Origin of the sequence: Laedolimicola ammoniilytica (assembly GCF_025567165.1) — a bacterium.
Classification (GTDB): Bacteria; Bacillota; Clostridia; order Lachnospirales; family Lachnospiraceae; genus Laedolimicola; species Laedolimicola ammoniilytica.
In genome coordinates this window covers 1-24510 of sequence record NZ_JAOQKC010000011.1, presented here as the reverse complement: position 1 = coordinate 24510, position 24510 = coordinate 1, and the positions used below count along the sequence as shown (strand labels likewise).

Sequence of the window (24510 nt, the reverse complement as noted above, 5' to 3'; positions counted from 1 at the left end):
AGAATTAGAATCCCTAAAAGCGTAACTGACAGCAAAGTAAAACACCATCAGACAGGAAAATCAAACAGGCAAAGCTGAGGATGAATAATCAGGCAAAAACCACGGCTGGCAGATCAGAGGATATCTGATTTGCCAGCCGTTCCCATTTCCCATAAAAATTTTTCTAAATAACCGTCTCCCGCTTCCTCTTCGGTACCCGTTCCCGGGAGAACGAGAACTCCATCCGGTACACGATCTGATCCATCAGAGTGCCCAGCACGATACCCGCCATCACGTCCAGGGCCGAGTGCTGCTTCAGGAACATGGTAGCCAGGATAATGGAAACCATGAGTACCAAGGAGGCATCGCGAATCAGGCGGTTGCGGCCAAGGCGCGGGTTATTCACCAGAGCCCGGTGGGCTGCAATGGAATTGAATACATGGATACTCGGGAAGATATTCGTCGGGGTATCCGTCTGGTACAGAATCTGCACCGCGAAGGTGAAGATATTGTGCCTTGGAAATTCGGTGGGTCGCAGCAAGTGTCCGTTGGGGTAGATGGTGGAGATCACCAGGAACAGCGTCATGCCGGTAAAAAGGAAGGCGCAGTACCGGTAAAACTCCTGTTTCGTTCCCTTGAAGAACAGGTACAGGAACACAGCGGCAACGTATACAAACCACAGCAGATAGGGCACGATGAAATATTCCACGAAGGGAATCTTATCGTCCAGCCATACATGGATTACATGATAAGGCAGGTTGGCCCGGCTCTCCAGCCAGAAAAACCAGGGCAGGTAGAGAAAGGCGTAGAGCAGAACCCAGGCGTGCTTATATTTCTGGAAAAATGCTTTCATACGGTCAACCTCCTTCTGCAAAATCAGATAACTTCTTTAAACCTGAATCGCAGTATAGCACAAAGCCATTTCCGGTTCAATCGGGTTCATAATATTTTAAGAAAAAAATCACAATTTTATGACAGCCCTTCTTATTTATCTCCGGCAGCCAGAAGCGTGAGCGCCTGCGGGCAGCAGGACAGCGTCACCGTCCCTTTCATCAGGCAGGGCTCGCCGTCCGTATGGAGAGGCAGGACGCCGGAGACCGTTATCTGGGCGCTCCGGGCCCGGTAGATATGGACGCCCGGGAAAATGGTGTGAAGGCCGATGTAAGCCGTCGGCAACATGAGTCCGATGAGCAGCTTGCCAAGCTTATTGACCACAAAAAAATCCAGCGCCCCGTCGTGAACATCTGCCCGGGGAGAAAGCCGGAGACCGCCGCCCTCGCAGCAGCAGTTCATGCCCGATACAAAATAAGCTTTGGAAAAGATACGCGATTTCCCATTGCTGAGCGTAACGGTGACAGGAACGGGTTTACATAAGATAATCTGCTTCAGGGCAATGCCGGCATAGGTGAGCTTGCCCAGGTGAAGCCGGTTTAGCAGCCGCTTCATCCGGGAATCCAGCGCCTCCTGGCAGACCGCCGCGTCAAAGCCGCAGCCGGAGCTTACGGCAAAATAACGCTTCTGTCCGTTCCGCTCCATAAGTCCCAGATCGATTTTATCAAAGCGTGCAGGATGCAGAACATTCTGTACGGTGGCCTCCGTGTCCGTGGGAAGCCCCATGCAGCGCGCGAAATCATTGCTGGAGCCAGTGGGTATGTATCCGAAGATGACCCGGGAAAAATCCCGGATTCCGTTCAGCACCTCATTGACGGTACCGTCGCCGCCGACCGCGATCAGGGTCAGGCGTTCCCCGCGGGCGGTGATATCCCGGGCCAGCTTTGTGGCGTGCCCCTGATAGGAGGTGAAATACACCCGGTACTCGGTATTCTCCTGATCCAGTATTTTTTCGGCCTTCTGCCAGACGTATTTTCCATTTCCCGAACGGGAAGCAGGGTTTACAATAAAATAATACACGCTTTTATCCTCCTGTATCTATAGGTCAAGTATAGCATTGGAGGAGGGCTTGTTCAAGAAGAGAAAATAACTAGAAAATATTAGCAAATAAAAGAGCAATTTGGGTGCAATGACAGGAAAATGCATGATACAATGAAATGTAGAATTATCCGGAAAAATGTTGGAGGTGTTGGAAGTTGTCGAAAGCATGGAGACTGTATGTCTGCGGCTGCAGAGGGTCAATGCCCATGCACGGGGACGAATACAGTGAATTCGGCGGAGCCACCAGCTGCTATATTCTGAAAAAGGGAACCTATGCGCTGGTACTGGATTGCGGAAGCGGATTTACAACTGGCTGACGGCCTTTGATGATAATGAGGGAAATTATCGGCTGACAGAAAATATTGATGTGGCAGGCTTCCAGGACAGGCAGTGCGCGTTCATCCCTTATGTGGAGAATGCGCAAATTCGGAATCTGACCTTTGAAAATGTGATCCTTGGAAAAACGGACGCCAATAACACCAATTATATGGGAATCTTCGGCGAACCGCTGTATATACATATTACGTCTGTATACAATCAGGATAATTCGAATGATCTGACCAGCTGGTACGCGCTATGAAGGCAGAGGGAAGGAACTATCAGAACTTTCTGATTATGAACGATCTGGACTTTAGTACGTTGCCGGATTCTGTGAAGAACGATTCGGATTTGATGAACCTGAATATCAACCGGATGTCCGGTGCTGACTATACAGAGCCGCCATTTGAAAATGAGCAAGTGTCCAAGGATTATCTGCTTTTCGGAAAGAGGCCGGATCAGGAAGAAGGAAATCAGGAAGCGCCGCAAGGCAGTTATCCGGCAGGTCCGACGATCACACTGAAAAACCTGAATATGACAGGCGGAAGTGGCGCAAGCTGGATCCGCGCGCTGCAGGGAACCCTGGAGGGTCTGCGGTTTGAGAATATTACCTGGAACAACAGAGGAGGCGGAAGCTATATCGGTCTGATCGGAAGAAGTACCGGTACGGTAAATTATGTAGATTTTGACCGGATTACCATCCATGCCAATAAGGCAAGTGATTATGTGGGCTGTATCGCCTATAATCAGGGAGATATGGAATATGTCCGTGCAAAGGATATCCAGATTTCCAACGATCCGAATACCCGTACTAATTATGTGGGCGGTCTGGTAGGCTATGGCGAGAGACCTCTGGAGCACTGCAGCGCAGTGGGAAGTGAGGGTGACAGAGGCGGAAGTAAAGACTTTACCTTTAAGATTTCCATAAACTCCGAGACCGGAAGAGCAAGCGAGTATACCGGAGGCCTGGCCGGCCGGCTGAATAACAACTATGCCCGTTACTGCTATGTGGATCGCGTCAGCGTCGCCGGAAGAGGGTATACCGGAGGTTTGGCCGGTTATGCGCATCAGTATTACGGAACCCGTGACGATTCTACGGTAGATGACAGTATCCGCCGGAATGAAATCTTCTATTATATACAGGTTACCAATAGTAAGGTAAGCGGAAATTATTATACCGGCGGCGTCTTCGGTACCTGCAGCTATATTACCAGGGCGATCAGTATGCACAATACAGTAACTCAGGCGGAAAGCAGCTCCTATGGAGCAGGCGGCGTTATGGCTACAACGGGCGGCTGGGGTCTCTCCTGGCTGTATGTGGAGGACTGTGATGTGACCACAGCAGGAAGGGCTGCGGGCGGAATCAGCGCATACAACGATAGCTATACACAGTGCGTGGTAAAAGACAGCAGGGTTCAGGCCCAAACCATGGCGGGCGGTCTGGCAGGCGTATCTCCCTATACCACATACCGGTGTCAGGTAGAAGGCTGTGAGATCAAGGCAGATACCTACGCAGGCGGTCTGATTGGTTACGCGCTGAGTAGTGGAACCAGTAATTATTACATATACGACTGTGTGGTAAATGGCGGTACGACAGTAACAGGAACCGGAGCCAAGGTAACAGGAAAGGGAAATTATACCGGCGGACTGGCCGGAACGATGATTGGTTATATGCAGACCGTAGTAAGTCCGCAGACCATATCCAGCGCAATCGGTTCTACTGTGACCCTTACCTATCCGAATACGGTGGTGAACAGTATTATCGTAGGAGGTACGGTCGAAGGCAACGCACAGACGGGAGGTCTGATCGGACAGTTTGACGCGGGAGACAGACCGATTAACCCGGACGACGGTAAACCGCTGGACGACATAGACAGCGGATACATCGGATACATCAATAACCAGAATTACAGCAAGGTTCTGGTTGCGCCGGTATCAGTGACGGGAAGCAGTTCTGTAGATGCGGTGTACAACAGCGCCAGCACGGCCACCGGAGACGGCGCGGGAATCGGATATCTGCGCGTATACGAAGGGATTGACGGTGATGTCGAGAATGAAGTAAAGCAAATGACGAAGCTGTCGGCTAAATTAAATGCATCTAATAAAAAACTGACTACGGAAGATCAGAAAAAAACCTATACGGTAGATGACAGCTGGCTTGCGGACGAAAAATCCTACAAGGGAAATAATCTGGCAACAGGCGGCCTGTATCTGAGGGAAAGCTCAAACAATCGGTTCTTTGATACGGACAACCGCGGGAAAACGGAAGATGGTAAAACAATTACAACCTTCCCGTTGTTGCATGGACAGCACAATGATCTGGTATTGTTTGCAAATCGGACGGCGAGTATAAAGGATACTCCCACATCTACTACCACCCAACAGGTGACGAAACCGTATTTGTTCTGGATATATGGAACGGTGGACAGCGTACCCTACGGAGGCAGCGACAGCATCCGAAGCGGCTCTGTCGTTCAGGACGGTATCCTCCTGCCGAAGGCGGCAAAGGAGGCGTCTGGAGCTACAGGCATTTCCCTGATGAGCACGGACGCGGAGATCGCGGTAGAACCCGATACCCTGACCCGTTACGCCAGCGGCATTGACCGGCTGAATATCGACATTCCGGAGGAGATCTGCGGACTGGGATTAAGCTGGAAGATCGAGAACGCGGACGGCGATATCACAGCCTCCGGCGACATCGACGACCTGAAGGCTTCGGGAAGCACAGGCGGACCGAGAAGCTTAAGTATCCGGTATGATTACAACACCTATCTGACGTTAAGTCTGATGGACGGCGAGGAGGTATATGAGACCTACGCCATCGACCCTGCGACCCAGGCGAGAACCCTGACAAGCAGCGGCGGGGATCAGTATTATATCCGGAAGGACGGAGTGGTATCTGTAGCGAAACTGGCAGAAGCACTGAAGAATCAGGATGCGGAAAAGGCCGGAGATTACGCGGCGGACGCTCTGGCGGCAGAAGGAACCTTTGTCCATGTCTATGGTTCGGAAGCGCTGGGCGCAGACGGACGGATCGTGGATCTGACCACAGGCGAGGCGACCGGAAGCGTGGATAGCGCGGCGGTGGGAACGGTGAGTCTGGACGCCCAGGCAGCCTACACCACCTATACCGGCAGCGGTTCCGTACTGGAGCTGTATTCCGATTACTCTCTGGCGACCACAGAGGGACTGACCGCAGCGCGGCAGTTCCGGATGTTCTCCAAGAAGGGACAGACCTTCGCGGTAGATGTGGATACGGCGAAAGAGGACGGAGCGGGACTGCACGATCTGGTAGCGGATATCTACGAAAACGGACAGAGTAAGTATCAGTATCTGTCCTATCTGACTGCGGACGGAAGCGTAAAGGATCTGAACGACAGACTGCACTGGCCGAAGGAACTGAGCAACAATGGCCTGGGCGAGATCGCCGGCAATATAACCGGCACAGAGCCGATCCTGCTGGTGCGCTACGAGGACAATACGGTGGCGGCCTTCCAGTATCTGACCGGAACGCTGATCGCGAAGGATAGCGGAGAGCAGAAGAAGCTGAATTTTATCCGCTACGCGAATATCTGGCTAGCAGACCTGAAGAGCTCCTTTAGGAAAGCGGACAATACCGCCTATCTGGCAGCAGTGAAGGTGGCGGACGGCCTGTTGGAAGAGCCCATCGATACGGAACTGGCGCTGAATGTGACCGGAAAGGCGGAGAACTTCTCCACAGAGCTTCAGGAGGGTAAGACAGCCAACCGGGTAACGGCAGGCAACAACCTGCTGGCCGGAGCTCTGAACGCGGCTGCAGCCAACTGGAAAGACGAGGCGCTGAACGCAAAGGGCGAGAAGGGCCAGGGCTTCCTGGATACGGCTCAGACGATACTGGAAGACAGCGTGCGGGAGCTGGCGGTAAGCTATGATAAAGACAGCAGCAAGGGCAGCGACAGCACCACTGTCGAGCCGGATGCAGCTGCAGCCACAGAAAAGGCAGCCGATGAGATCGCCATTGACAGCGGAAACGCGGCGGCCATCAAGAGTACGATCCGAAGCGCGCTGGAGCAGCCGGAGACAAAGGCGAAGCTTATAAGCGAGCTGACGGCCCAGGGCATTGACGCGAAAGAGGCGGAAAAGCTGCTCTCTGAGTACAGCACAGAAGTAAGAAAGGCTGTGGACGAGGCGGCGGCCCGGCAACTGGAGACTCCGGATATCGTGAAGGCGGCAGAGGCTGCGGACGCGGAGACGGAAGACGCCGAAGGAATGGCAGAGGCGGACGGAACCGGTAAGGGAGGCACGGCTAAGAAAGATGTGCCGAACAACGGCTATGTCATCGCCATGAACAGCGAGACCGGCGAGTACGAGGTTTACAGCGAACAGGAACTGCTGGACGGCAATAAGCCGCAGGCTTCCCTGATAAGCGAAAATCAGAAGCTGACGGCGCTGAAGTCTGCCGGACTGCTGAAGAATACAGGCATTGACCTGGAAGCGCTGAAGGTAACGGCGGAAGAAAACAGTCAGGGTATCCTGCTGCTGGCATGCGCAGGCGGCGCTGTTCTGATTCTGCTGCTGGTTATGTACCGGAAGCGAAAGAAAATGGGATAAGCAAGGTTGCCGGAAACGGTGACGGAAAAAAATAGTGTCGGCCTCGGCCGGCACTATTTTTGTGTACCGGGAGGAATTGGAGTATTACAGAAATCGTAAATTAAGCGGACGGCAGAAACATAACGCCAAGTGGATGGCAATTTATAATGATTTTGTCATTGGATATGAGAGTGGTATGACGATGGTAGAAATTGCGAAGCGGAACAATGTCAGTGAGAGAACGATTTATAGGTATAAAGCGTACTATGACAAAATAAGGGAAAAAGAGGAATAGACCATTTTGCTGATGTCAGCAATATGTTATATGAGAGTCGCAGACGATTTTTTTGACCGCAAAATGGATGGAGGAGTTTTATGGCAGAAGATAGCAAGAAAGAAATTGCTGTGATTGATATTACAGAAGAATATTTGAAAGAAAGAATTTATGAAATTCGAGGACAAAGAGTAATCTTAGATGCCGATCTTTCTGAAATATATGGTTATACTACAAAAGCATTTAATCAACAAGTAAAAAATAATATGGAGAAATTTGATGAAGATTTTATGTTTGAACTTACGGATGACGAGGTAGAAAATTTGCGGTCAAATTTTTTGACCGCAAATCTTAACAGTAAGAGCAGATATAATCCTCATGTATTTACAGAGCAAGGATTGTATATGTTGATGACTGTCTTGAAAGGACCGTTGGCAGTTAAGCAGAGCAAGGCATTAATAAGAACCTTTAAGAAAATGAAAGATTACATATTAGAAAATCGTGATTTAATAGGTCAGCGGGAAATACTTCAGTTAAGCATGGAGACTGCCAACAACAGAATAGAAATTAACAAAATCAACTCAGATATGCTCTCTCTTGAAAAACAGATTTCCGATGTTGCAGAAGGCTTAAAGGAGGTTGTGACAAAATCTGAGTTGGCTGATATGATGAACAGCTTTGTTTCAGATGATAATGAGAAATGGCTCATGTTTAATGCAAAATTTAGTAGTGCAGATGAGGTATATGAGTCCATTTATAAGCAGGCAAAGTCGTCGATATATGTTGTTGATAATTATATTGGATTAAGAACACTGGTACATCTTAAAAATTCTCCTACAGGAGTAAATATTACTTTATTCAGTGATAATGTTGGAAATAATAAACTTCACAATATAGAATTTACGGATTTTTGCAAGGAATATCCATCCGTAAAAATATCAATGAAAAAGACAGGTGGTATATTCCATGATCGTTTTATCGTATTAGATTATGGATCTGCTAATGAAAGGATTTTCTTATGTGGGGCTTCATCAAAGGATGCAGGGGCTAGAATAACCAGTATTGTTGAAGATTATGGAATATCTAAATATGCCCCGGTTATTGCCACACTGTTGAAAAATCCAACTTTGATTTTACCACATTAGAGGGGTATGATATTTCTGTTGTAATTTTCATGGATTTCACATATAATAAAAGTGTGATTTTGAAGCATAAAACTCCAATAAAAATGTGAGGAGTGATTCGATGGAACGATTTATTTTAAAAAAGCTGATGGCCTGGAAGAATTCTCCCTACCGTAAACCTTTAATCCTGAAGGGCGTACGTCAGGTGGGTAAGACCTGGATTCTGAAAGAGTTCGGCAGACGCTGTTATGAAAATACAGCTTACTTTAACTTCGACGAAAACGAAGAATATAAGCAATTTTTTGAAACAACCAAGGATGTGGACCGGATTCTGCAAAACCTTATGCTGGCAAGCGGTCAAAAAATCGTGCCTGAAAAAACCCTTATCATCTTTGATGAAGTGCAGGACTGCCCTAAGGTCATTAACGCTATGAAGTATTTTTGCGAGAACGCATCGCAGTACCACGTTGCCTGCGCCGGTTCCCTGTTGGGGATTGCTCTGGCGAAACCTTCCTCTTTTCCGGTGGGTAAGGTCAACTTTATGCAGATTGACCCGATGACCTTTCAGGAATTCCTGCTTGCCAACGGGGATGAAAATCTGGCGCAGTATCTGGAACAGGTGGACAGCCTTGCACCCATCCCTGACGCCTTCTTTAATCCACTGTATGAGAAGCTGAAAATGTACTATGTCACCGGTGGTATGCCGGAGCCGGTATTGATGTGGACGGAGGCACGGGATGTTTCTGCCATGCAGGAAGCATTGTCCGGAATCATCGGAGCCTATGAGCGAGATTTCGCCAAACACCCTAATCTCAGCGAGTTTCCGAAAATCTCAATGATCTGGAAATCCATTCCTTCTCAACTGGCAAGAGAGAATAAGAAGTTCGTCTATAAAGTGGTCAAGGAAGGCGCGCGGGTCCGTGAGTATGAGGACGCCCTGCAATGGCTGGTGGATGCCCGTCTGGTGCATAAAATTTACCGCAGCTCAGCTCCCGGTCTGCCGATTGCAGCTTACGATGACTTGTCTGCTTTCAAGATTTATCTGGTGGATGTGGGACTGCTCCGTCGTCTGGCACAGCTGGCCCCCACTGCCTTTGGCGAAGGTAACCGCCTTTTTACGGAATTCAAAGGCGCATTAACCGAAAACTTTGTGCTGCAGACTTTCATTACGCAGTTTGAAGTTATGCCCCGCTATTGGAGCCAGAACAACCCGCCTTATGAAGTAGATTTCCTCATTCAGCGGGAGAACGACATCTTCCCCGTGGAGGTCAAATCCGAAGCCAACACAACCAGCAGAAGTATGAAGAAGTTCAAGGAGCTGTTCCCTGATAAGGTCAGGCTCCGTATCCGTTTCTCATTGGACAATCTGAAGCTGGATGATGATGTGCTGAACATTCCGCTGTTTATGGCAGATCAGGCGGATAGACTGATCGGATTGGCATTGGAGCAGCTACAGAAATAGAATTTATATTTAAACCATAGTGATTGGAAAAGAGTATCCTGTTTACATTCGGGGAAAAATCGTGTACAATAAAGAAAACGTGTGCCTGCCCGGAAAGGGAGCAGGAAGCACAGAGAAGATCAAGAGAACAATTGGGAAAAAGGAGCTTTGCATGAAGAAAGCAGTGATTATAGGCGCCGGACCGGCAGGTGTAACGGCGGCGTATGAGTTATTAAAAAAGTCGGATGAGTACGAGGTACTGATTCTGGAGGAGAGTCAGGAGATCGGCGGTATCTCCCGCACAGTGCGTTACAATGGCAACCGGATGGATATCGGCGGACACCGTTTCTTCTCCAAGGACGACCGGGTAACAAAGTGGTGGGACGAGATTATGCCCCTGCAGGGCGCGCCCTCCTACGATGATAAGAAGCTGGGACGCCAGGTGCCCCTGGCGGCAGGCGGACCGGATCCGGAGAAGGAAGACCGGGTGATGCTGACACGTAACCGTGTATCCCGTATCTATTACGGAAAGAAGTTTTACGACTATCCGGTCAAGGTCAATGCGACTACCATCAAGAACATGGGCTTTGCCACCACCATGGTGGCGGGCTTCAGCTATCTGAAGGCTGCCGTAGCCAAGAAGCCGGAGGATTCCCTGGAGAACTTCTATATCAACTGCTTCGGCAAGAAGCTGTACTCCATGTTCTTCGAGGGCTATACCGAGAAACTGTGGGGACGTCACCCCAGCGAGATCGACGCTTCCTGGGGCGCGCAGCGTACCAAGGGACTTTCCATTATGGGAATCCTGAAGGACAACGTACAGAAGCTGGTGCCGAAGAAGCAGGACAAGCACCAGGTACAGACCTCCCTGATCGAAGAGTTCAATTATCCCAAGTACGGCCCGGGCCAGCTCTGGGAGACCGCTGCGTCTGAGGTAGAGAAGATGGGCGGCGAGATCCGTAAGGGCTGCAAGGTGACCAGACTGCATACCGTGGACGGCCGGGTACAGAGCCTGTCCTATGTACAGAACGGCGAGGAGCATACCATCGAGGGCGACGTATTCATTTCCTCCATGCCGGTGAAGGATCTGGTAGGCGGCATGAACGATGTGCCGGAAGAGATGAGCAAGATTGCGGCGGGACTGCCCTATCGTGATTTCGTGACGGTGGGACTGCTGGTGGATAAGCTGAATCTGAAGAATGAGACGAAGCTGAAGACCCTGAACAATATTGTCCCGGACTGCTGGATTTACGTGCAGGACGTGGGCGTAAAGCTTGGCCGTATCCAGGTGTTCAACAACTGGTCCCCGTATCTGGTTTCCGATCCGGATCACAAGGTATGGATTGGTCTGGAGTATTTCTGCAGCGAGGGCGATAAGTATTGGAACATGAGCGAAGAGGAGTGGGTGAAGTTCGGTATCTCCGAGCTGGTAAAGATGGGTGTCATCACCAGCGAGAAGGACGTGCTGGATTCCCACAGAGAACGGGTGAAGAAGGCATACCCGGCTTACTTTGATACCTATGACCATATGGACGACCTGATTCAGTACCTGGATACCTTTGAGAACCTGTACTGCGTAGGCCGTAACGGTCAGCACCGCTACAACAACATGGATCACTCCATGGCTACCTCCTTCGAGGCTGTGGACAATATCCTGAGCGGCAGAAAGGATAAGAAGAATATCTGGAGCGTGAATACGGAGAAAGAGTATCACGAGGAAAAGAAGGAAGCATAAAGAAGATAGATATATAACAGGGCGCGGCCGGAAGGCCGCGCCTTTTCGATCCTGCTTTTGTGTTGCGTGTAAAAGGAGGTCGAAACGACAGGAAACCTGTCGTTTCCGGGAAAAATTTGTAGAAATTCAAAAATTGACCAGGCTTCTGGGAGCGGTATAATAAAAGCAGTGAAAAAAGTCATGAACTGTATCCAGCAAGTCACAGTCAGATTCCCGGCATATCGCCACGATTTTCACAGCTTAGTAAGACAGGCAGTTACGCAGCGCTGCCGGAAAGAGAGGATGGAATGGAAGAAATCCGGAGAGAAAACGACGGGACTACGAAAGAGAAAAAGAGAAGTCTGGAAGACTTGAATGTAATAGACGATTTCCTGATGAACGCAGCAGCATCCGATCGGGAGGGAGGGGAAGAATTCTGCCGCCTGATATTATCGACGCTTCTGAACCGGGATATCGGCAAGGTTCGTGTAAATCCCCAGAAATTTATACCGGCCAGCACGCCGAACCAGCGGGGAATCCGTATGGACGTGGAAGTAATCGAGACCACAGCGGAGGTTCTGAACGTCTACGACATTGAGCCCTGCCGCTACCACAAAAAAGGTCTGGAAAAATCCAACCGTTTCTACCAAGCTAAAATCGACAGCCGTTACTTGGAGAGCGGCGAGCGGGATTTTACAAAGCTGCCAAATCTCTATGTGATAACGATCCTGCCCTACGATCCATTCGGGAAGGACTATATGATGTATCAGTTTCAGAATCAATGTCTGGAAGTCCCGGGGCTTGAATATCGGGACGGATTGCGTTATATTTATTTTAATACAAAGGGGAGAAAGGGCGGAAGTCCGGCGATTCGGGAATTGCTTCACTATTTCCAGAACAGCACGGAAACTTGCGTCAGGAGCGAAACGTTACAGAGGATACATGAACACATCAAAAAGGTAAAAGTATTACCGGAGGTGAGGGAAGAATTTATGAGACTGGATGACATCATATACTACGAAAGAGAAGAGGCCGCAGAGAGGGCGGCAAAAGAAACGAGAATTCAGAGTATTTTAGAATTACTGGAAGAATATGGAAAAGTTCCGGAAGAACTCAAAGAAAAAATCGCAGCCCAGGATGATAAAGAAACCCTGAAAGGTTGGCTGAAGCTCGCAGCGCGTTCTGAGAGCCTGGAGGATTTTGAAGCAAAGATGTAGAGAAAAGAGAATAGCCCTGGCAGGTGTGTGTACAACCTGCCAGGGCTGTTCATTTTTGAAGACAATCTGTTATTTACGCCGCGAATTTCTGCCAGTATCCCATCACAAGGATAAAGAGTACAATCAGCGGAAGAATGTAGCTGACATAAAATCTGGCCCATTTCGGGAACTTGATTCCCTTACCGGCGTCTGCCTCGGCAATGAAGTTATCCCAGCCCCAGCCGTAGCGGCTGGTACAGAACAGCAGGTAGAGCAGGCTTCCCAGGGGAAGCAGGTTGTTGGATACGATAAAGTCCTCCAGATCCTGGATAGTGCTTCCGGCTCCCAAGGGCGCGACACCGCTCCAGACATTGAAGCCCAGTACGCAGGGCAGGGACAGCACCAGGATCAGAACCAGGTTTACAAGGACAGATTTTTTACGGGTCCAGCCCCACAGGTCGATGCCGAAGCTGATGATATTTTCAAAGACGGCAATGATGGTGGACAGGGCCGCAAAGCTCATAAAGATAAAGAACAGGGTTCCCCACAGCCTTCCGGCAGCCATCTGGTTGAAGATATTCGGCAGGGTGACAAAGACCAGTCCGGGTCCCTCGCCCGGATCTACCCCGAAGGCAAAGCAGGCCGGGAAAATCACCAGTCCGGCCATCAGGGCCACGATGGTGTCCAGAATACAGATATTGACAGATTCTCCCATCAGGGTGCGGTCACGGCTGATATAGCTGCCGAAGATGGCCATGGCGCCGATACCGAGGCTTAAAGTAAAGAAGGCCTGTCCCATGGCAGCGAAGATGACCTCTCCGAGTCCATTTTTCACGATTTTGCCGAAATCGGGAATCAGATAAAACTGAAGTCCCGCGGAGGCGCCCGGAAGGGTCACGCTGCGGATACAGAGCACGATCAGGATAATCAGCAGAAAGGACATCATGATTTTGGTGATGCGTTCAACGCCGTTCTGGAGCCCCATACTGCAGATACCGAAGGCCAGAAGTACAGCCACCACCATCCAGAAGGTCATGGAGTCCGGAGAGGCCAGCATATCATTGAATACGCCGCCCACCTGATCCGGGGCGAGTCCCTGGAAGGAACCGGAAGCTATCTTAAAGATATAGGAAATCATCCAGCCGCCCACGATGGTATAGAACATCATCAGCAGGTAATTGCCCAGCATGGCCAGATAGCCCTCGATGTGCCATTTGGTGCCCTTGGGCTCCAGCACATGAAAGCTGCGGGCCGCGGACTTCCGGCTGGCGCGGCCCACCGCAAATTCCATAGCCATAATCGGCATGCCAAGAATGATCAGAAAGATCAGATAAATCAGTACAAAGGCAGCTCCGCCGTATTTACCGGTGATATAAGGAAAGCGCCAGACATTTCCCAGTCCGATGGCGCAGCCGGCTGAAATCAGGATAAAACCCAGCCGGGATGAAAAGCGTTCACGTTTTTCCATACAGAATTCTCCCTCTTATTTTAAATAAGTATAATCATAGCAAATAATGTGCCAATGCGTCAATACAGCAGATTAACGCGATGAAAAACTGGCAAAAAAAGAACACTTTTCTGCTCTTTCAACAGAAAAGTGTTCGAAGGTTTTTCAAGATACCCTTAGCTTATGCTGTCTTGAAGATAGCGGTCCGGTAACGGTCCAGGACTACCAGAAGGATAGTTCCCACAATCGTGGCGGTCAGAATCTCGCCCAGAGCCACGGTTCCCATCATAAAGTGAATCGGAAGGGGCTCGCCGTAGCCGTATTTCAGAACCCAGGGAATGATGAGCGCGTTGGCCACCACCGGCGGAACGGAAGCCAGATACCTGCTCTTATTGCGGAGTGCGTAGGTGGCGAAAGCCGCGATGAGTGTCGCCACGCTTCCTGCGATTACGTCCAGAAGAATGCCGCCGCCCAGAAGATTGGCGATTAGACAGCCCACGAAGAGGCCGGGAACCGCAGCCGGCGTAAAGAACGGCAGAACCGTCAGCGCTTCGGCAATCCGGGTCTGGATGGGTCCGTAGCTGATGGGCTGGAACACCACGCAGAGCACTACATAGATGGCAGCGATCATGGCTGCCTGGGTCATAAACTGCACCTTGTTTGTCTTCATATTCAGTTCTCCTTTAGTTTTGTTTTACGAGTGGAAGGTCACGAACACTCGGCACATTTATAGGCGGTGACCGCCTGGCAAGCCCTGTACGACCTTGTTTTTATGGGCTTTGCAACAGGCGATAGTATAGCATGGTTTGGACGGAAAATCAAGGCTTGTCCGAGATTTGTCCGAGATTGCCCGGAAAACCTGGAAAATAGAAAAAAAAAAGTGAAAAATACGTTGACTTAAATGTTATAAAATGTTATGATGTGTTACAGATAACCGGGCTAATATAACAAATCTTAACAAAAGGATGTATCATTATGAATCTGCTTAGAAAAGAGACCATAGGAAAATATATCCAGGATAAGGGCGCTGTTACCGTAAAGGAGCTGGGAGCTCTTTTTCCGGAGGTTAGTCTGATGACGATTCACCGCGATCTGGAGAAGCTGGAGCGGGAGGGTGTGATCACCCGGACCCGGGGCGGAGCCATTGCCGTGGTACAGGGTTCCAGTCCTACCGAGGCCAAGCTGGAAGCGCGTATGCAGACCAACATGAAAGCGAAGCGCGAGATGGCGAAAAAGGCACTGAAGCTGATAGAGCCGGGAAGCGCCATTTTTATGGACGCGGGAACCTCGAGTATCGTGCTGGCACAGACCCTGCCGGACATGGATTTGAACATCTTTACCACCGCGCCCAATGTGGCCATCGAGCTTTCCAGGTTATCCGCGCCGACGATCCATATGTGCTGCGGCACCCTGAACCGGCTGAACCAGGCCGTATCCGGACAGAGCACGCTTCAGATGCTGCAGGGAATCAACATTGCGCTGGCCTTCATCGGCGTGTCCGGTTACACGGATCAGGGAGGCTTCACCTGCGGCAAAGAGGATGAGATGCTGGTGAAGAGGCTCATGGTAGAGCGGGCCGGGAAAAAGGTCATCCTGATGGACAGCTCCAAGTGCGGCAAGATTTTACCGTATACCTTCGGAAATGTGGAGGATGTGGACTATATTATCACTGACGGGGAGATCCCGGAGGGCTTAAGAGAACGGGCAGAGAAGGCCGGAGTCGAGATTCTGTAGAGAATCCTGAACCAGTAAGTAATAAAATTGGAACTATATAGGAAAGTATAATGGAGGGTAAAAAAATGGCAGTAGGCGTATTGATGCCAAAGGCGGGAATCACCGTAGAGGAATGTGTGATTACGGAATGGCTGAAGAAGAAGGGCGACCACGTCAATGTGGGCGATGTTCTTTTCACCTATGAGACGGACAAGGCATCCTTTGAGTGCGAGTCCACAGCAGAAGGAACACTTCTGGACATCTTCTATGAGGATGGAGACGAGGTACCGGTTCTGGTCAATGTCTGTGCAATCGGACAGCCGGGCGACGATATCTCCGGAATTAAGGAAGGCGGATCCGCACCGGCAGCGGAAGCAGCACCGGCGGCAGCACCCGCTCCCGCAGCAGCACCTGCACCGGCAGCAGCACCGGCAGGCGGCGCGCATATGGCACAGGGAGTCCTGATGCCGAAGGCAGGAATCACCGTAGAGGAATGCGTGATTACCGAGTGGCTGAAGAAAGAAGGAGATCAGGTCAATGTAGGCGATGTTCTCTTTACATATGAGACAGATAAGGCGTCCTTCGAGTGTGAGTCCACAGCAGCAGGAACCCTGCTCAAGATCTTCTACGAGGATGGCGATGAAGTACCCGTACTTGTCAACGTCTGCGCCATCGGACAGCCGGGTGACAGCATCGAGGGGCTGAAGGAAGGCACCGCACCGGCGGCAGCGCCCGCAGCGGCTCCGGCACCGGCAGCAGCACCCGCACCGGCGGCAGCAGCACCGGCAGGCGGCGCGCATATGGCACAGGGAGTCCTGATGCCGAAGGCAGGAATTACCGTAGAGGAATGCGTGATTACCGAGTGGCTGAAGAAAGAAGGAGATCAGGTCAATGTAGGCGATGTTCTCTTTACATATGAGACAGATAAGGCGTCCTTCGAGTGCGAGTCTACAGCAGCAGGAACCCTGCTCAAGATTTTCTATGGCGACGGCGACGAAGTACCCGTGCTTGTAAATGTCTGCGCGGTAGGACAGCCGGGCGACAGCATTGAGGGTCTGAAGGAAGGCACCGCACCGGCGGCAGCGCCTGCAGCGGCTCCGGCAGCACCTGCACCGGCGGCAGCACCGGCTCCCGCGGCAGCGCCTGTAGCAGCGTCAAACGGACCGGCCAACCCGGACGCAAAGGTATCCCCGAGAGCCAGAAAGGCAGCGGCAGAGCTTGGCGTAGACGCTACAGCGGCTACCGGTACCGGCGCTCACGGAAGAGTCATGGAAGTGGATGTGAAGAAGTACGCGGCAAGCGCGCCTGCACCGGCGGCAGCAGCACCGGCACCCGCAGCGACGGCTCCGGCACCGGCGGCAGCAGCACCGGCTCCGGCAGCGGACGACGCGGAGTACACCGATGTGAAGTTCTCCGGCGTCAGAAAGGCTACCGCAAAGGGCATGATGAAGTCCTTAAGCACCATGGCGCAGCTGACCCATTATCATTCCTTCGACGCGTCCGCACTGCTGGCGCTGAGAAAGCAGATCAAGGCCAACGGCGAGACCATGGGCATGCCGAATATTACACTGAACGATATGGTACTGTTCGCGGTATCCAGAATCCTTCTGCATCATCCGGATCTGAACGCGACCATGCCTCAGGAGAATATGCTCCGTCAGTATCATCACGTACATCTGGGAATGGCAGTAGATACACCCAAGGGACTGTTTGTACCGACCATTTTCAATGCGGATCAGATGAGTCTGGCAGAGATCAGCACAGAGGCAAAACGTCTGGCAAAGCTTTGCCAGGAGGGCAAGGCGACGCCGGATATGCTTTCCGGAGCGACCTTTACCGTATCCAACGTAGGTTCCCTGGGTGTGGAGATGTTCACCCCGATTGTAAATCCGCCTCAGGTAGGTATCCTGGGTGTGTGCGGAACCACGACCCGCATCAAGGAAGTGGGTGGAGAAATCAAGCCGTATCAGGCCATGGGACTCTGCCTGACCTACGACCACAGAGCCATCGACGGCTCCCCGGCGTCCCGCTTTGTAAAAGAGCTTTGCGGAGCGCTTGAGAACTTCTCACTTCTGATGATGAAATAATTTTATTTAGCCAACCAACTTTCAAGCCGGGGGCGACACCAACCCCGCCCTCGGCTACTGCCATAAGGGCAGACAGGAAAGATACTGTTCAGCGGAAGCTGAATAATATAGAACTTAACCAAATCAAAAAAGGAGAAAGAACATGCCAAAGTCATTATATGTAGATCCGGACAAAATGCGTGCGGAAGGAAAAATCACATTTAAAGACATCCCGATCAATGTATACAAAAAGAGCGTAAAGGAAGAGGTAGAGGAAGGCAACTACACCAAGGAAGACCTGCTCCGCATCTACCGCGATATGAGTATCTGCCGTGAGTTCGAGGATATGCTGAACCAGATTAAGACGCAGGCAAAATACGCAGACGTGGAGACAACTTATCCGGGTCCGGCCCATCTGTCCCTGGGACAGGAGGCAGCCGCAGTCGGCGAGGCTTATCTGCTGGGAAAAGAGGACTTCACCTTCGGAAGCCACAGAAGCCACAGCGAGATTCTGGCAAAAGGTCTGTCCTGTATCCAGAAGCTGGATGACAAAGAGCTGATGGACACCATGGAGAACTTCTTCGACGGCAAGACCCTGAAGGCTATCCAGACGGTCAGCAAGGCAGAGGGCGATGTAAAAGAGCTGGCTATCGAGTTCCTGGTATACGGCGCTCTGGCAGAGCTGTTCGCCCGTGAAAATGGTTTCCACAAGGGACTGGGCGGCTCCATGCATGCGTTCTTCCTGCCCTTCGGTATCTACCCGAACAACGCGCTGGTAGGCGGCTCCGCAACCATCGCGACAGGAGCGTCCCTGTTCAAGAAATGTAACGACAAGGACGGCGTCGTAGTAGCAAACCTGGGCGACGGTTCCATGGGACGCGGCCCCGTATGGGAGGCACTTTCCTTCGCTACCATGGATCAGTACCGTACTCTGTGGGAAGAGGGAAGAAAGGGCGGCCTGCCGCTGATCTTCAACATCAACAATAACTCCTACGGCATGGGCGGCCAGACCTGCGGCGAGACCATGGGCTATGGCGAGCTGGCGCGTATGGGCGCAGGCGTAACCGAGAGCCAGCTGCACGCAGAGCGCGTGGACGGCTACAATCCGCTGGCAGTTATCGACGCATACAGAAGAAAGCTTCCGCTGGTTAAGAGCGGTGAAGGCCCGGTATTCCTGGATGTGGTTACATATCGTCTGCTTGGACATTCTACTTCCGACCAGAACGCGTACCGTACCAAGGAGGAGATCGAGGCATGGAAGGCACAGGATCCGATCATCACCTTCCGCAAGGCCATCGTAGACGCAGGCGTCGCTGAGGACAGCGAATTTGACGCTATCTGGGCAAAGACCAAGGAAAGAATGGCCCGTATCTGCCGCCTGGCAGCAGACAAGGATGCTTCTCCGTATCTTGACTTTGACAAGGATCCGGCTATCGTAGAGCGTCTGATGCTGAACAACGGACATCAGCGCAGCATGGATACTACCAGAGAGCCGTCTGTAATGGGACCGAAGGAGAACTGCAAGCGTTACAACGATATCCAGAAGAAGGTTCGTACACACTATATCGATGGTACAGAAGTAAGCTCCATGAAGCGTTATAATATCCGTGACGCTGTCTTTGAGCCCATGTTCAATAAATACTATGAAGACCCGACACTCATCGCTTACGGCGAGGATGTTCGTGACTGGGGCGGCGCGTTTGCCGTATACAGAGGATTTACCGATGTGATTCCTTACTCCAGACTGTTCAACTCCCCGATTTCCGAGTCTGCTATCGTGGGTACCGGCGTAGGCTATACCATGTGCGGCGGCCGCGCTGTCATCGAGCTGATGTACGGCGATTTCATCGGATGCTGCGGTGACGAGATCTTCAACCAGATGGCAAAATGGCAGGCTATGAGTGCCGGAATTCTGAAGATGCCGCTGATTCTTCGTGTATCTGTAGGATCCAAGTACGGCGCTCAGCACTCTCAGGACTGGACCGCTATGTGTGCTCATGTACCGGGACTGAAGGTTTGCTTCCCGGCTACCCCGTATGAAGCAAAGGGTCTGATGCAGGCAGCGCTGAACGGAACTGATCCGGTTGTATTCTTTGAGAGCCAGAGAATCTACGACGTAGGAGAGAAGTTCCACGAGGGCGGCGTTCCGAAGGAAGAGTACGAAATCACCATGGGTGATGTAGATATCATTACAGAGGGATCTGACGTTACTATCCTGACTGTCGGCGCTACTCTGTACCGCGCATACGACGCAGTGAAGGAACTGAAGGAGAAATATGGTATCTCTGCAGAGCTTATCAACCTGCACAGCCTGGTACCGCTTGACTACACCAAGATTCTTGAATCTGTAAAGAAGACAGGCAAGGTGGTTCTGGCTTCCGATGCATGCGCAAGAGGCAGCTTCCTGGACGATGTGGCAAAGAACATTACCACACTGGCATTTGACTATCTGGATGCACCGCCTGCAATCGTTGGCGCTCAGAACTGGATTACACCTCCGTTCGAGTACGACAAGTACTTCTTCCCGCAGAAGGAATGGATCCTGGATGCCATCAACGAGAAGATTATGCCGCTTAAGGATTACAAGCCGGTAACCAATGTGACAGCAGAAGAGGAACTCAGAAAGCTGAAGCTGGGCGTATAATCCACAGGTAGATAAAAGGTAAGAGAGAATGAATAAAATAGGGCGTCCCACCATTGGGACGCCCTATTTTTGAAAGACGTATGGGATTACAGCAGATAATTTCTTTCGCCGGGACGGATAAAGTAAGTCCGGTGCAGCCGCAGGGCCAGCATCAGGGTCAGGAATTCCGCCACGGGAATGGCAAGCCAGGCTCCGGTTATCCCAAAAAACCGGGGCAGAGTGAGCAGGGACAGCACGATAAATACCAGAGTCCGTAAGAATGAGATGATCGCGGATACCCGGCCGTTGGACAGGGCGGTAAAGAAGCCGGAGGAGGCGATATTAAAGCCGCTGAACAGGAAGTTGAAGGCAAAAATTCGAAAGCCCGCGTCGGCAAGCGTAAAGGTCTCCGGATCCCTGGTAAAGACAGAGACCAGAGGCGTGGAGGAGATGACGGCAATTACGGTCAGGGCCACGGAAGAAGCCAGCACAAAGAGAAATGAGGTCCGGTAGATGCTGCGAAGCTGCTTCCGGTTCCCGGCTCCGTACTGGAAGCCTACGATGGGGCTGATACCAATGGAAAAGCCCAGATAAAAGCCGTTGAACAGGAATTGCCCGTAAAGCAGGATGGTAATGGCCGCTACGCCATTTTCTCCGGCCAGATCCAGCATAATCAGGTTGAACAGGAAGGTGATGACAGCGTTGGAGAGCTGAGTCACCATTTCGGAGGAACCGTTGTAGCAGGCCATGAACAGCTCCTTCGGATGCAGCCGGAACCGGGTGAAATACAGGCTCTTCCGGGACAACAGGAAGTAAAAGAGCCCGGCCACAGCGGGAACGGACTGGCCGATACCGGTGGCAATGGCAGCTCCGGCGATTCCCATAGGGAACACCAGGATCAGGACATAGTCCAGAATCGCGTTCAGAATTCCGGCGCCGATGGTCAGAAAGAGACCCAGGGCAGGCATACCGGCTGTCACCAGATAGGACTGGAACAGGGTCTGAAGCATACAGGCCGGCGCGAACAGCAAAGACACTGACAGATAAGCCCTGCAGTCCGCAAGCAGGACGTCTGTGGATCCCAGGGCGCGGCAGAGGGGCGTCAGAAAGATTGGGGTCAGCACCAGAAGCAGCAGGCTGATGGCCAGGCCAATAACGGTAAGCTGGGTCAGGCATTCCCGTGCGTCCCGGTCCCGGCCTTCTCCCAGATATTTACTGATGATGGCGTTGCCGCCGGTGCCCAGCATGGTGGCGATGGCAATGACCACATTGATGACCGGAAATACAATATTCAGGGAAGACAGGGCATTGCTTCCCAGAAAACGTGAAATAAAAATGCCGTCCACAATGGTGTAGAGAGACATGAAAATCATCATAATGATGGACGGAAACGCGAATTTTAAAAGCGCCCAGGGCGTGAAATGCTGATTTAACGACGTACTCATAACAAACTCCTTTATCATCTGTAAGGAACAGCATATCGGATTAGAAGGTGTGCGTCAAGAATTTTAAGAAATTAGTTGATTGTCTTGAAAAATGCTTGATTTACGGGCATATTCGCAGGTTTGCAAATTGATTTTACTACTCATTTACTACTTTTAACGGATTGAGCCTTGATATGCAAAAAGCACCTGCGGGCTGCCGGATAGACCGCTACACCACCTTACGCGGCACGTCGAAAAGAAAAAATAAAATAACACCACCTATAAGGCGGCGTTTCTCACTCCTACACTGGAGAACAGGAACGCTGCTTTTTTATGCCCTCATGTTACGCAGTAAGGGCAAATGAAGCCTTGATTTATGCGGCTCTTAGAGCGCGGAAATGAGAAATGCAAGGGTTGATACCTTTTCCCTCAAAACCGCGTTTCTACTGCGTAACAAATCCAACCAAAGGAGTGATGAAGCTATGGCAGTTTTCCGCGTGGAAAAGAACAAAGGTTATACGGTTATGAGCAACCACCATTTACGCAACAAGGAACTTTCCCTAAAGGCAAAGGGCTTGTTGTCGCAAATGCTCTCACTTCCCGAAGATTGGGACTACACCCTTGCAGGGCTGTCCCTTATCAACCGGGAAAGTATCGACGCTATCCGCACCGCTGTATGGGAGCTTGAAAAAGCCGGATATATCACAAGGCGGCAGGGACGCGACGAGAAAGGCAAAATGACCGCTATCGAGTACACCATTTACGAACAGCCACAGCCCCTAGCATTGGATTGTCCGGTATTGGAAAATCCAACAGCGGATAAGCCGATATTGGAAAATCCGACACCGGATAACCCGACGTCGGAAAATCCAACGCAATTAAATAAAGAACTATTAAAAACTAACTTACCCAAAAAAGAAAAATTAAATACAGATGTATCAAGTACCCATTCCATTCCTTTCCATTCCCTAAATCCCTCTCCCTTAGAGGACGCGGCACAGCCGCCGGAACGGAAGCGAAAGGAAGCGACAGACGCATACAGCGTGTATGAGGAAATCATCAAGGACAATATTGAGTACGACTATCTGATACAGGACAGATACCTTGACCGGGACAGGATAGAGGAAATCCTTGCCCTTATTCTTGAAACCGTCTGCACCAAACGAAAAACAATCCGTATCGCCGGGGACGACTACCCGGCAGAGCTTGTAAAAGCAAGGTTTATGAAACTGAACAGCGAACATATCCGCTTTGTACTTGACTGTATGCAGGAAAACACCACCAAAATCCGCAACATCAAGCAGTACATGAAAGCTGCCCTTTTCAATGCCCCGTCTACGATTGGCAGCTATTACACGTCCCTTGTATCTCACGATATGGCAGATGGTACTTTTTATGGGAAACCGAAAAAATCCGGCATACCCGATTACACCTGCAACGAGGGCGAAAGCCTGTAAACCAACCCAAAGGAGGATTTGATTATGACACAGAAAACAGGAGCTTTGATTTTTGATGAAACCGCTGACCGCTACGACATTCGCTTTGACGTAAACGACTACTACGGGGGCTTACATTGCGGCGACTGCATGGAGGTCTTTGTGCGGGGCAAATGGAAGCCTACCCGTATGGAGTACGGGGACAACTGGTATCTTGTGGGTATTCGGGCGGCAGACCTTTCCGGGCTGCGGGTACGGATTTAACAGGGCGGCGTGAAAACGGACGCTCTTTTTTCATGCCCGCCCCGCTTCCCGGCGGCGGGCATACCACCATAGAACATGAAAGGAGGACACCCATTGCAGGAGGAAACCAACGAAAAGACCATAGCCCTTTACATCAAAACCGGGAAACTGACGGCACAGCAGCTCCAAAAGGCTATGAAAGCCCTGCTTGCACAGATGAAAAAGCAGCATGACAGACAGAAAATCCCGCATGGCAAACAGACCCTAAAGCAGCTTATGAAGCAGAACGCGGGCGTTTCCAACATTGAAATCACAAAGGACAATATCAAAGCCTTTGAGAGTACGGCGAAAAAGTACGGGATTGACTTTGCCCTAAAGAAAGACAGCACCGAAATCCCGCCCCGCTATCTTGTTTTCTTCAAGGGACGGGACGCGGACGCACTGACCGCAGCTTTCAAGGAGTTTTCCGCAAAGAAGCTGACGCAGGAACAAAAGCCCTCTATCCGAAAGCTGATTGTTTCCCTCAAAGAAAAGGCGGCGGCTTTGAACGCACAGCGGGACAAAGTAAAAAACAAAGACAGGGGGATTGCAAGATGAACGCTATCAACTGGAAAAAGCTGCTGCTTCCCAACATTCCCTATCTGCTCTTTGTGTATCTCTTTGATAAAGTCGGGCAGGCGGTACGCCTTGCGCCGGGAGCTGACCTGTCCGGCAAGGTGCTGTCGCTTGGGGAGGGCTTTTCTATGGCTTTTTCAAACCCGCTTCCGAGCCTTGCCCCTATGGATTTACTGATAGGAATTTTAGGCGCGGTGCTTATCCGGCTGATTGTCTATGTAAAAGGCAAGAACGCGAAGAAATACCGGAAAGGTATCGAATACGGCTCTGCCCGTTGGGGAACTGCCGAAGATATTAAGCCCTACACCGACCCTGTATTTCAAAATAACGTGCTTCTGACACAGACGGAACGGCTTACCATGAACAGCCGCCCGAAGCAGCCGAAGTATGCAAGGA

The 24510-nt window shown here is 51.0% G+C and carries 19 protein-coding genes and 1 pseudogene; 15 read left to right on the top strand and 5 right to left on the bottom strand.

The features are described from left to right. Positions 1-163 precede the first annotated feature (163 nt). Positions 164-832 (bottom strand): phosphatase PAP2 family protein, encoded by a 669-nt coding sequence (locus OCV63_RS09310; protein ID WP_158363557.1) that lies wholly within the window; start codon positions 830-832, stop codon positions 164-166. A gap of 131 nt (positions 833-963) precedes the next feature. Next, the gene (locus OCV63_RS09305) at positions 964-1890 is read right to left on the bottom strand and encodes a diacylglycerol/lipid kinase family protein (RefSeq protein ID WP_262670766.1); all 927 of its coding nucleotides are present in this window, start codon (positions 1888-1890) and stop codon (positions 964-966) included. Positions 1891-2066: 176 nt separating this feature from the next. Between OCV63_RS09305 and OCV63_RS09300 the strand changes: the two genes are divergently transcribed. The 8 genes from OCV63_RS09300 (at position 2067) to OCV63_RS09265 (ending at position 12568) form a co-directional block, all read left to right on the top strand. Beyond that, positions 2067-2228 carry an MBL fold metallo-hydrolase gene (locus OCV63_RS09300; RefSeq protein ID WP_262670765.1) on the top strand — a complete coding sequence of 54 codons (162 nt, stop codon included), beginning with the start codon at positions 2067-2069 and terminating at the stop codon, positions 2226-2228. After that, positions 2201-2491: a hypothetical protein gene (locus tag OCV63_RS09295; protein ID WP_158363555.1), complete on the top strand. Its 291-nt coding sequence runs from the start codon at positions 2201-2203 to the stop codon at positions 2489-2491. The genes OCV63_RS09300 and OCV63_RS09295 overlap by 28 nt, the downstream gene beginning before the upstream one ends. After that, positions 2488-6819: a hypothetical protein gene (locus OCV63_RS09290; protein WP_158363554.1), complete on the top strand. Its 4332-nt coding sequence runs from the start codon at positions 2488-2490 to the stop codon at positions 6817-6819. The genes OCV63_RS09295 and OCV63_RS09290 overlap by 4 nt, the downstream gene beginning before the upstream one ends. A gap of 76 nt (positions 6820-6895) precedes the next feature. Continuing rightward, positions 6896-7093 carry a helix-turn-helix domain-containing protein gene (locus OCV63_RS09285; RefSeq protein WP_262670764.1) on the top strand — a complete coding sequence of 66 codons (198 nt, stop codon included), beginning with the start codon at positions 6896-6898 and terminating at the stop codon, positions 7091-7093. An 80-nt stretch (positions 7094-7173) separates the two neighbouring features. After that, positions 7174-8217: an ORF6N domain-containing protein gene (locus tag OCV63_RS09280; RefSeq protein ID WP_158363553.1), complete on the top strand. Its 1044-nt coding sequence runs from the start codon at positions 7174-7176 to the stop codon at positions 8215-8217. Between the two features lie 100 nt (positions 8218-8317). Continuing rightward, positions 8318-9658, top strand: coding sequence for an ATP-binding protein (locus OCV63_RS09275; protein WP_158363552.1), 1341 nt, complete (start codon positions 8318-8320; stop codon positions 9656-9658). Positions 9659-9719: 61 nt separating this feature from the next. Then, complete coding sequence (locus OCV63_RS09270; RefSeq protein WP_331485532.1) at positions 9720-11372, top strand: NAD(P)/FAD-dependent oxidoreductase; 1653 nt, start codon at positions 9720-9722, stop codon at positions 11370-11372. A 287-nt stretch (positions 11373-11659) separates the two neighbouring features. After that, positions 11660-12568, top strand: coding sequence for a hypothetical protein (locus tag OCV63_RS09265; protein WP_158363551.1), 909 nt, complete (start codon positions 11660-11662; stop codon positions 12566-12568). Between the two features lie 73 nt (positions 12569-12641). Here OCV63_RS09265 and OCV63_RS09260 read toward each other — a convergent pair whose 3' ends face one another. After that, positions 12642-14015 carry a sodium-dependent transporter gene (locus OCV63_RS09260; protein WP_158363550.1) on the bottom strand — a complete coding sequence of 458 codons (1374 nt, stop codon included), beginning with the start codon at positions 14013-14015 and terminating at the stop codon, positions 12642-12644. A 160-nt stretch (positions 14016-14175) separates the two neighbouring features. Further along, positions 14176-14664, bottom strand: coding sequence for a QueT transporter family protein (locus OCV63_RS09255; protein WP_158363549.1), 489 nt, complete (start codon positions 14662-14664; stop codon positions 14176-14178). A gap of 305 nt (positions 14665-14969) precedes the next feature. On the opposite strand from OCV63_RS09255, the gene OCV63_RS09250 reads away from it, so the two are divergent. The 3 genes from OCV63_RS09250 (at position 14970) to OCV63_RS09240 (ending at position 20417) form a co-directional block, all read left to right on the top strand. Continuing rightward, positions 14970-15728, top strand: coding sequence for a DeoR/GlpR family DNA-binding transcription regulator (locus tag OCV63_RS09250; RefSeq protein ID WP_158363548.1), 759 nt, complete (start codon positions 14970-14972; stop codon positions 15726-15728). 65 nt (positions 15729-15793) lie between these two features. Further along, positions 15794-17794 carry a 2-oxo acid dehydrogenase subunit E2 gene (locus OCV63_RS09245; protein WP_262670763.1) on the top strand — a complete coding sequence of 667 codons (2001 nt, stop codon included), beginning with the start codon at positions 15794-15796 and terminating at the stop codon, positions 17792-17794. Positions 17795-17936: 142 nt separating this feature from the next. Continuing rightward, entirely contained in the window at positions 17937-20417 is a 2481-nt protein-coding gene (locus OCV63_RS09240; RefSeq protein WP_158363547.1) for an alpha-ketoacid dehydrogenase subunit alpha/beta, read from the top strand. An 86-nt stretch (positions 20418-20503) separates the two neighbouring features. Here OCV63_RS09240 and OCV63_RS09235 read toward each other — a convergent pair whose 3' ends face one another. After that, positions 20504-21841 (bottom strand): MATE family efflux transporter, encoded by a 1338-nt coding sequence (locus tag OCV63_RS09235; RefSeq protein WP_158363546.1) that lies wholly within the window; start codon positions 21839-21841, stop codon positions 20504-20506. Between the two features lie 461 nt (positions 21842-22302). Here OCV63_RS09235 and OCV63_RS09230 point away from each other — a divergent pair, with 461 nt between their 5' ends. The 4 genes and pseudogenes from OCV63_RS09230 to OCV63_RS09215 form a co-directional block, all read left to right on the top strand. Further along, positions 22303-23277: a DUF6017 domain-containing protein gene (locus OCV63_RS09230; protein WP_022399381.1), complete on the top strand. Its 975-nt coding sequence runs from the start codon at positions 22303-22305 to the stop codon at positions 23275-23277. Positions 23278-23301: 24 nt separating this feature from the next. Then, a complete protein-coding gene (locus OCV63_RS09225; protein WP_004611927.1) occupies positions 23302-23520 on the top strand; it encodes a DUF5348 domain-containing protein in 219 nt (72 codons plus the stop codon). Positions 23521-23613: 93 nt separating this feature from the next. Continuing rightward, complete coding sequence (locus OCV63_RS09220; protein WP_021395806.1) at positions 23614-24096, top strand: PcfB family protein; 483 nt, start codon at positions 23614-23616, stop codon at positions 24094-24096. Further along, positions 24093-24510 (top strand): annotated as a pseudogene (locus tag OCV63_RS09215) (VirD4-like conjugal transfer protein, CD1115 family); the annotation flags it as partial. The gene OCV63_RS09220 and the pseudogene OCV63_RS09215, both read left to right, overlap by 4 nt.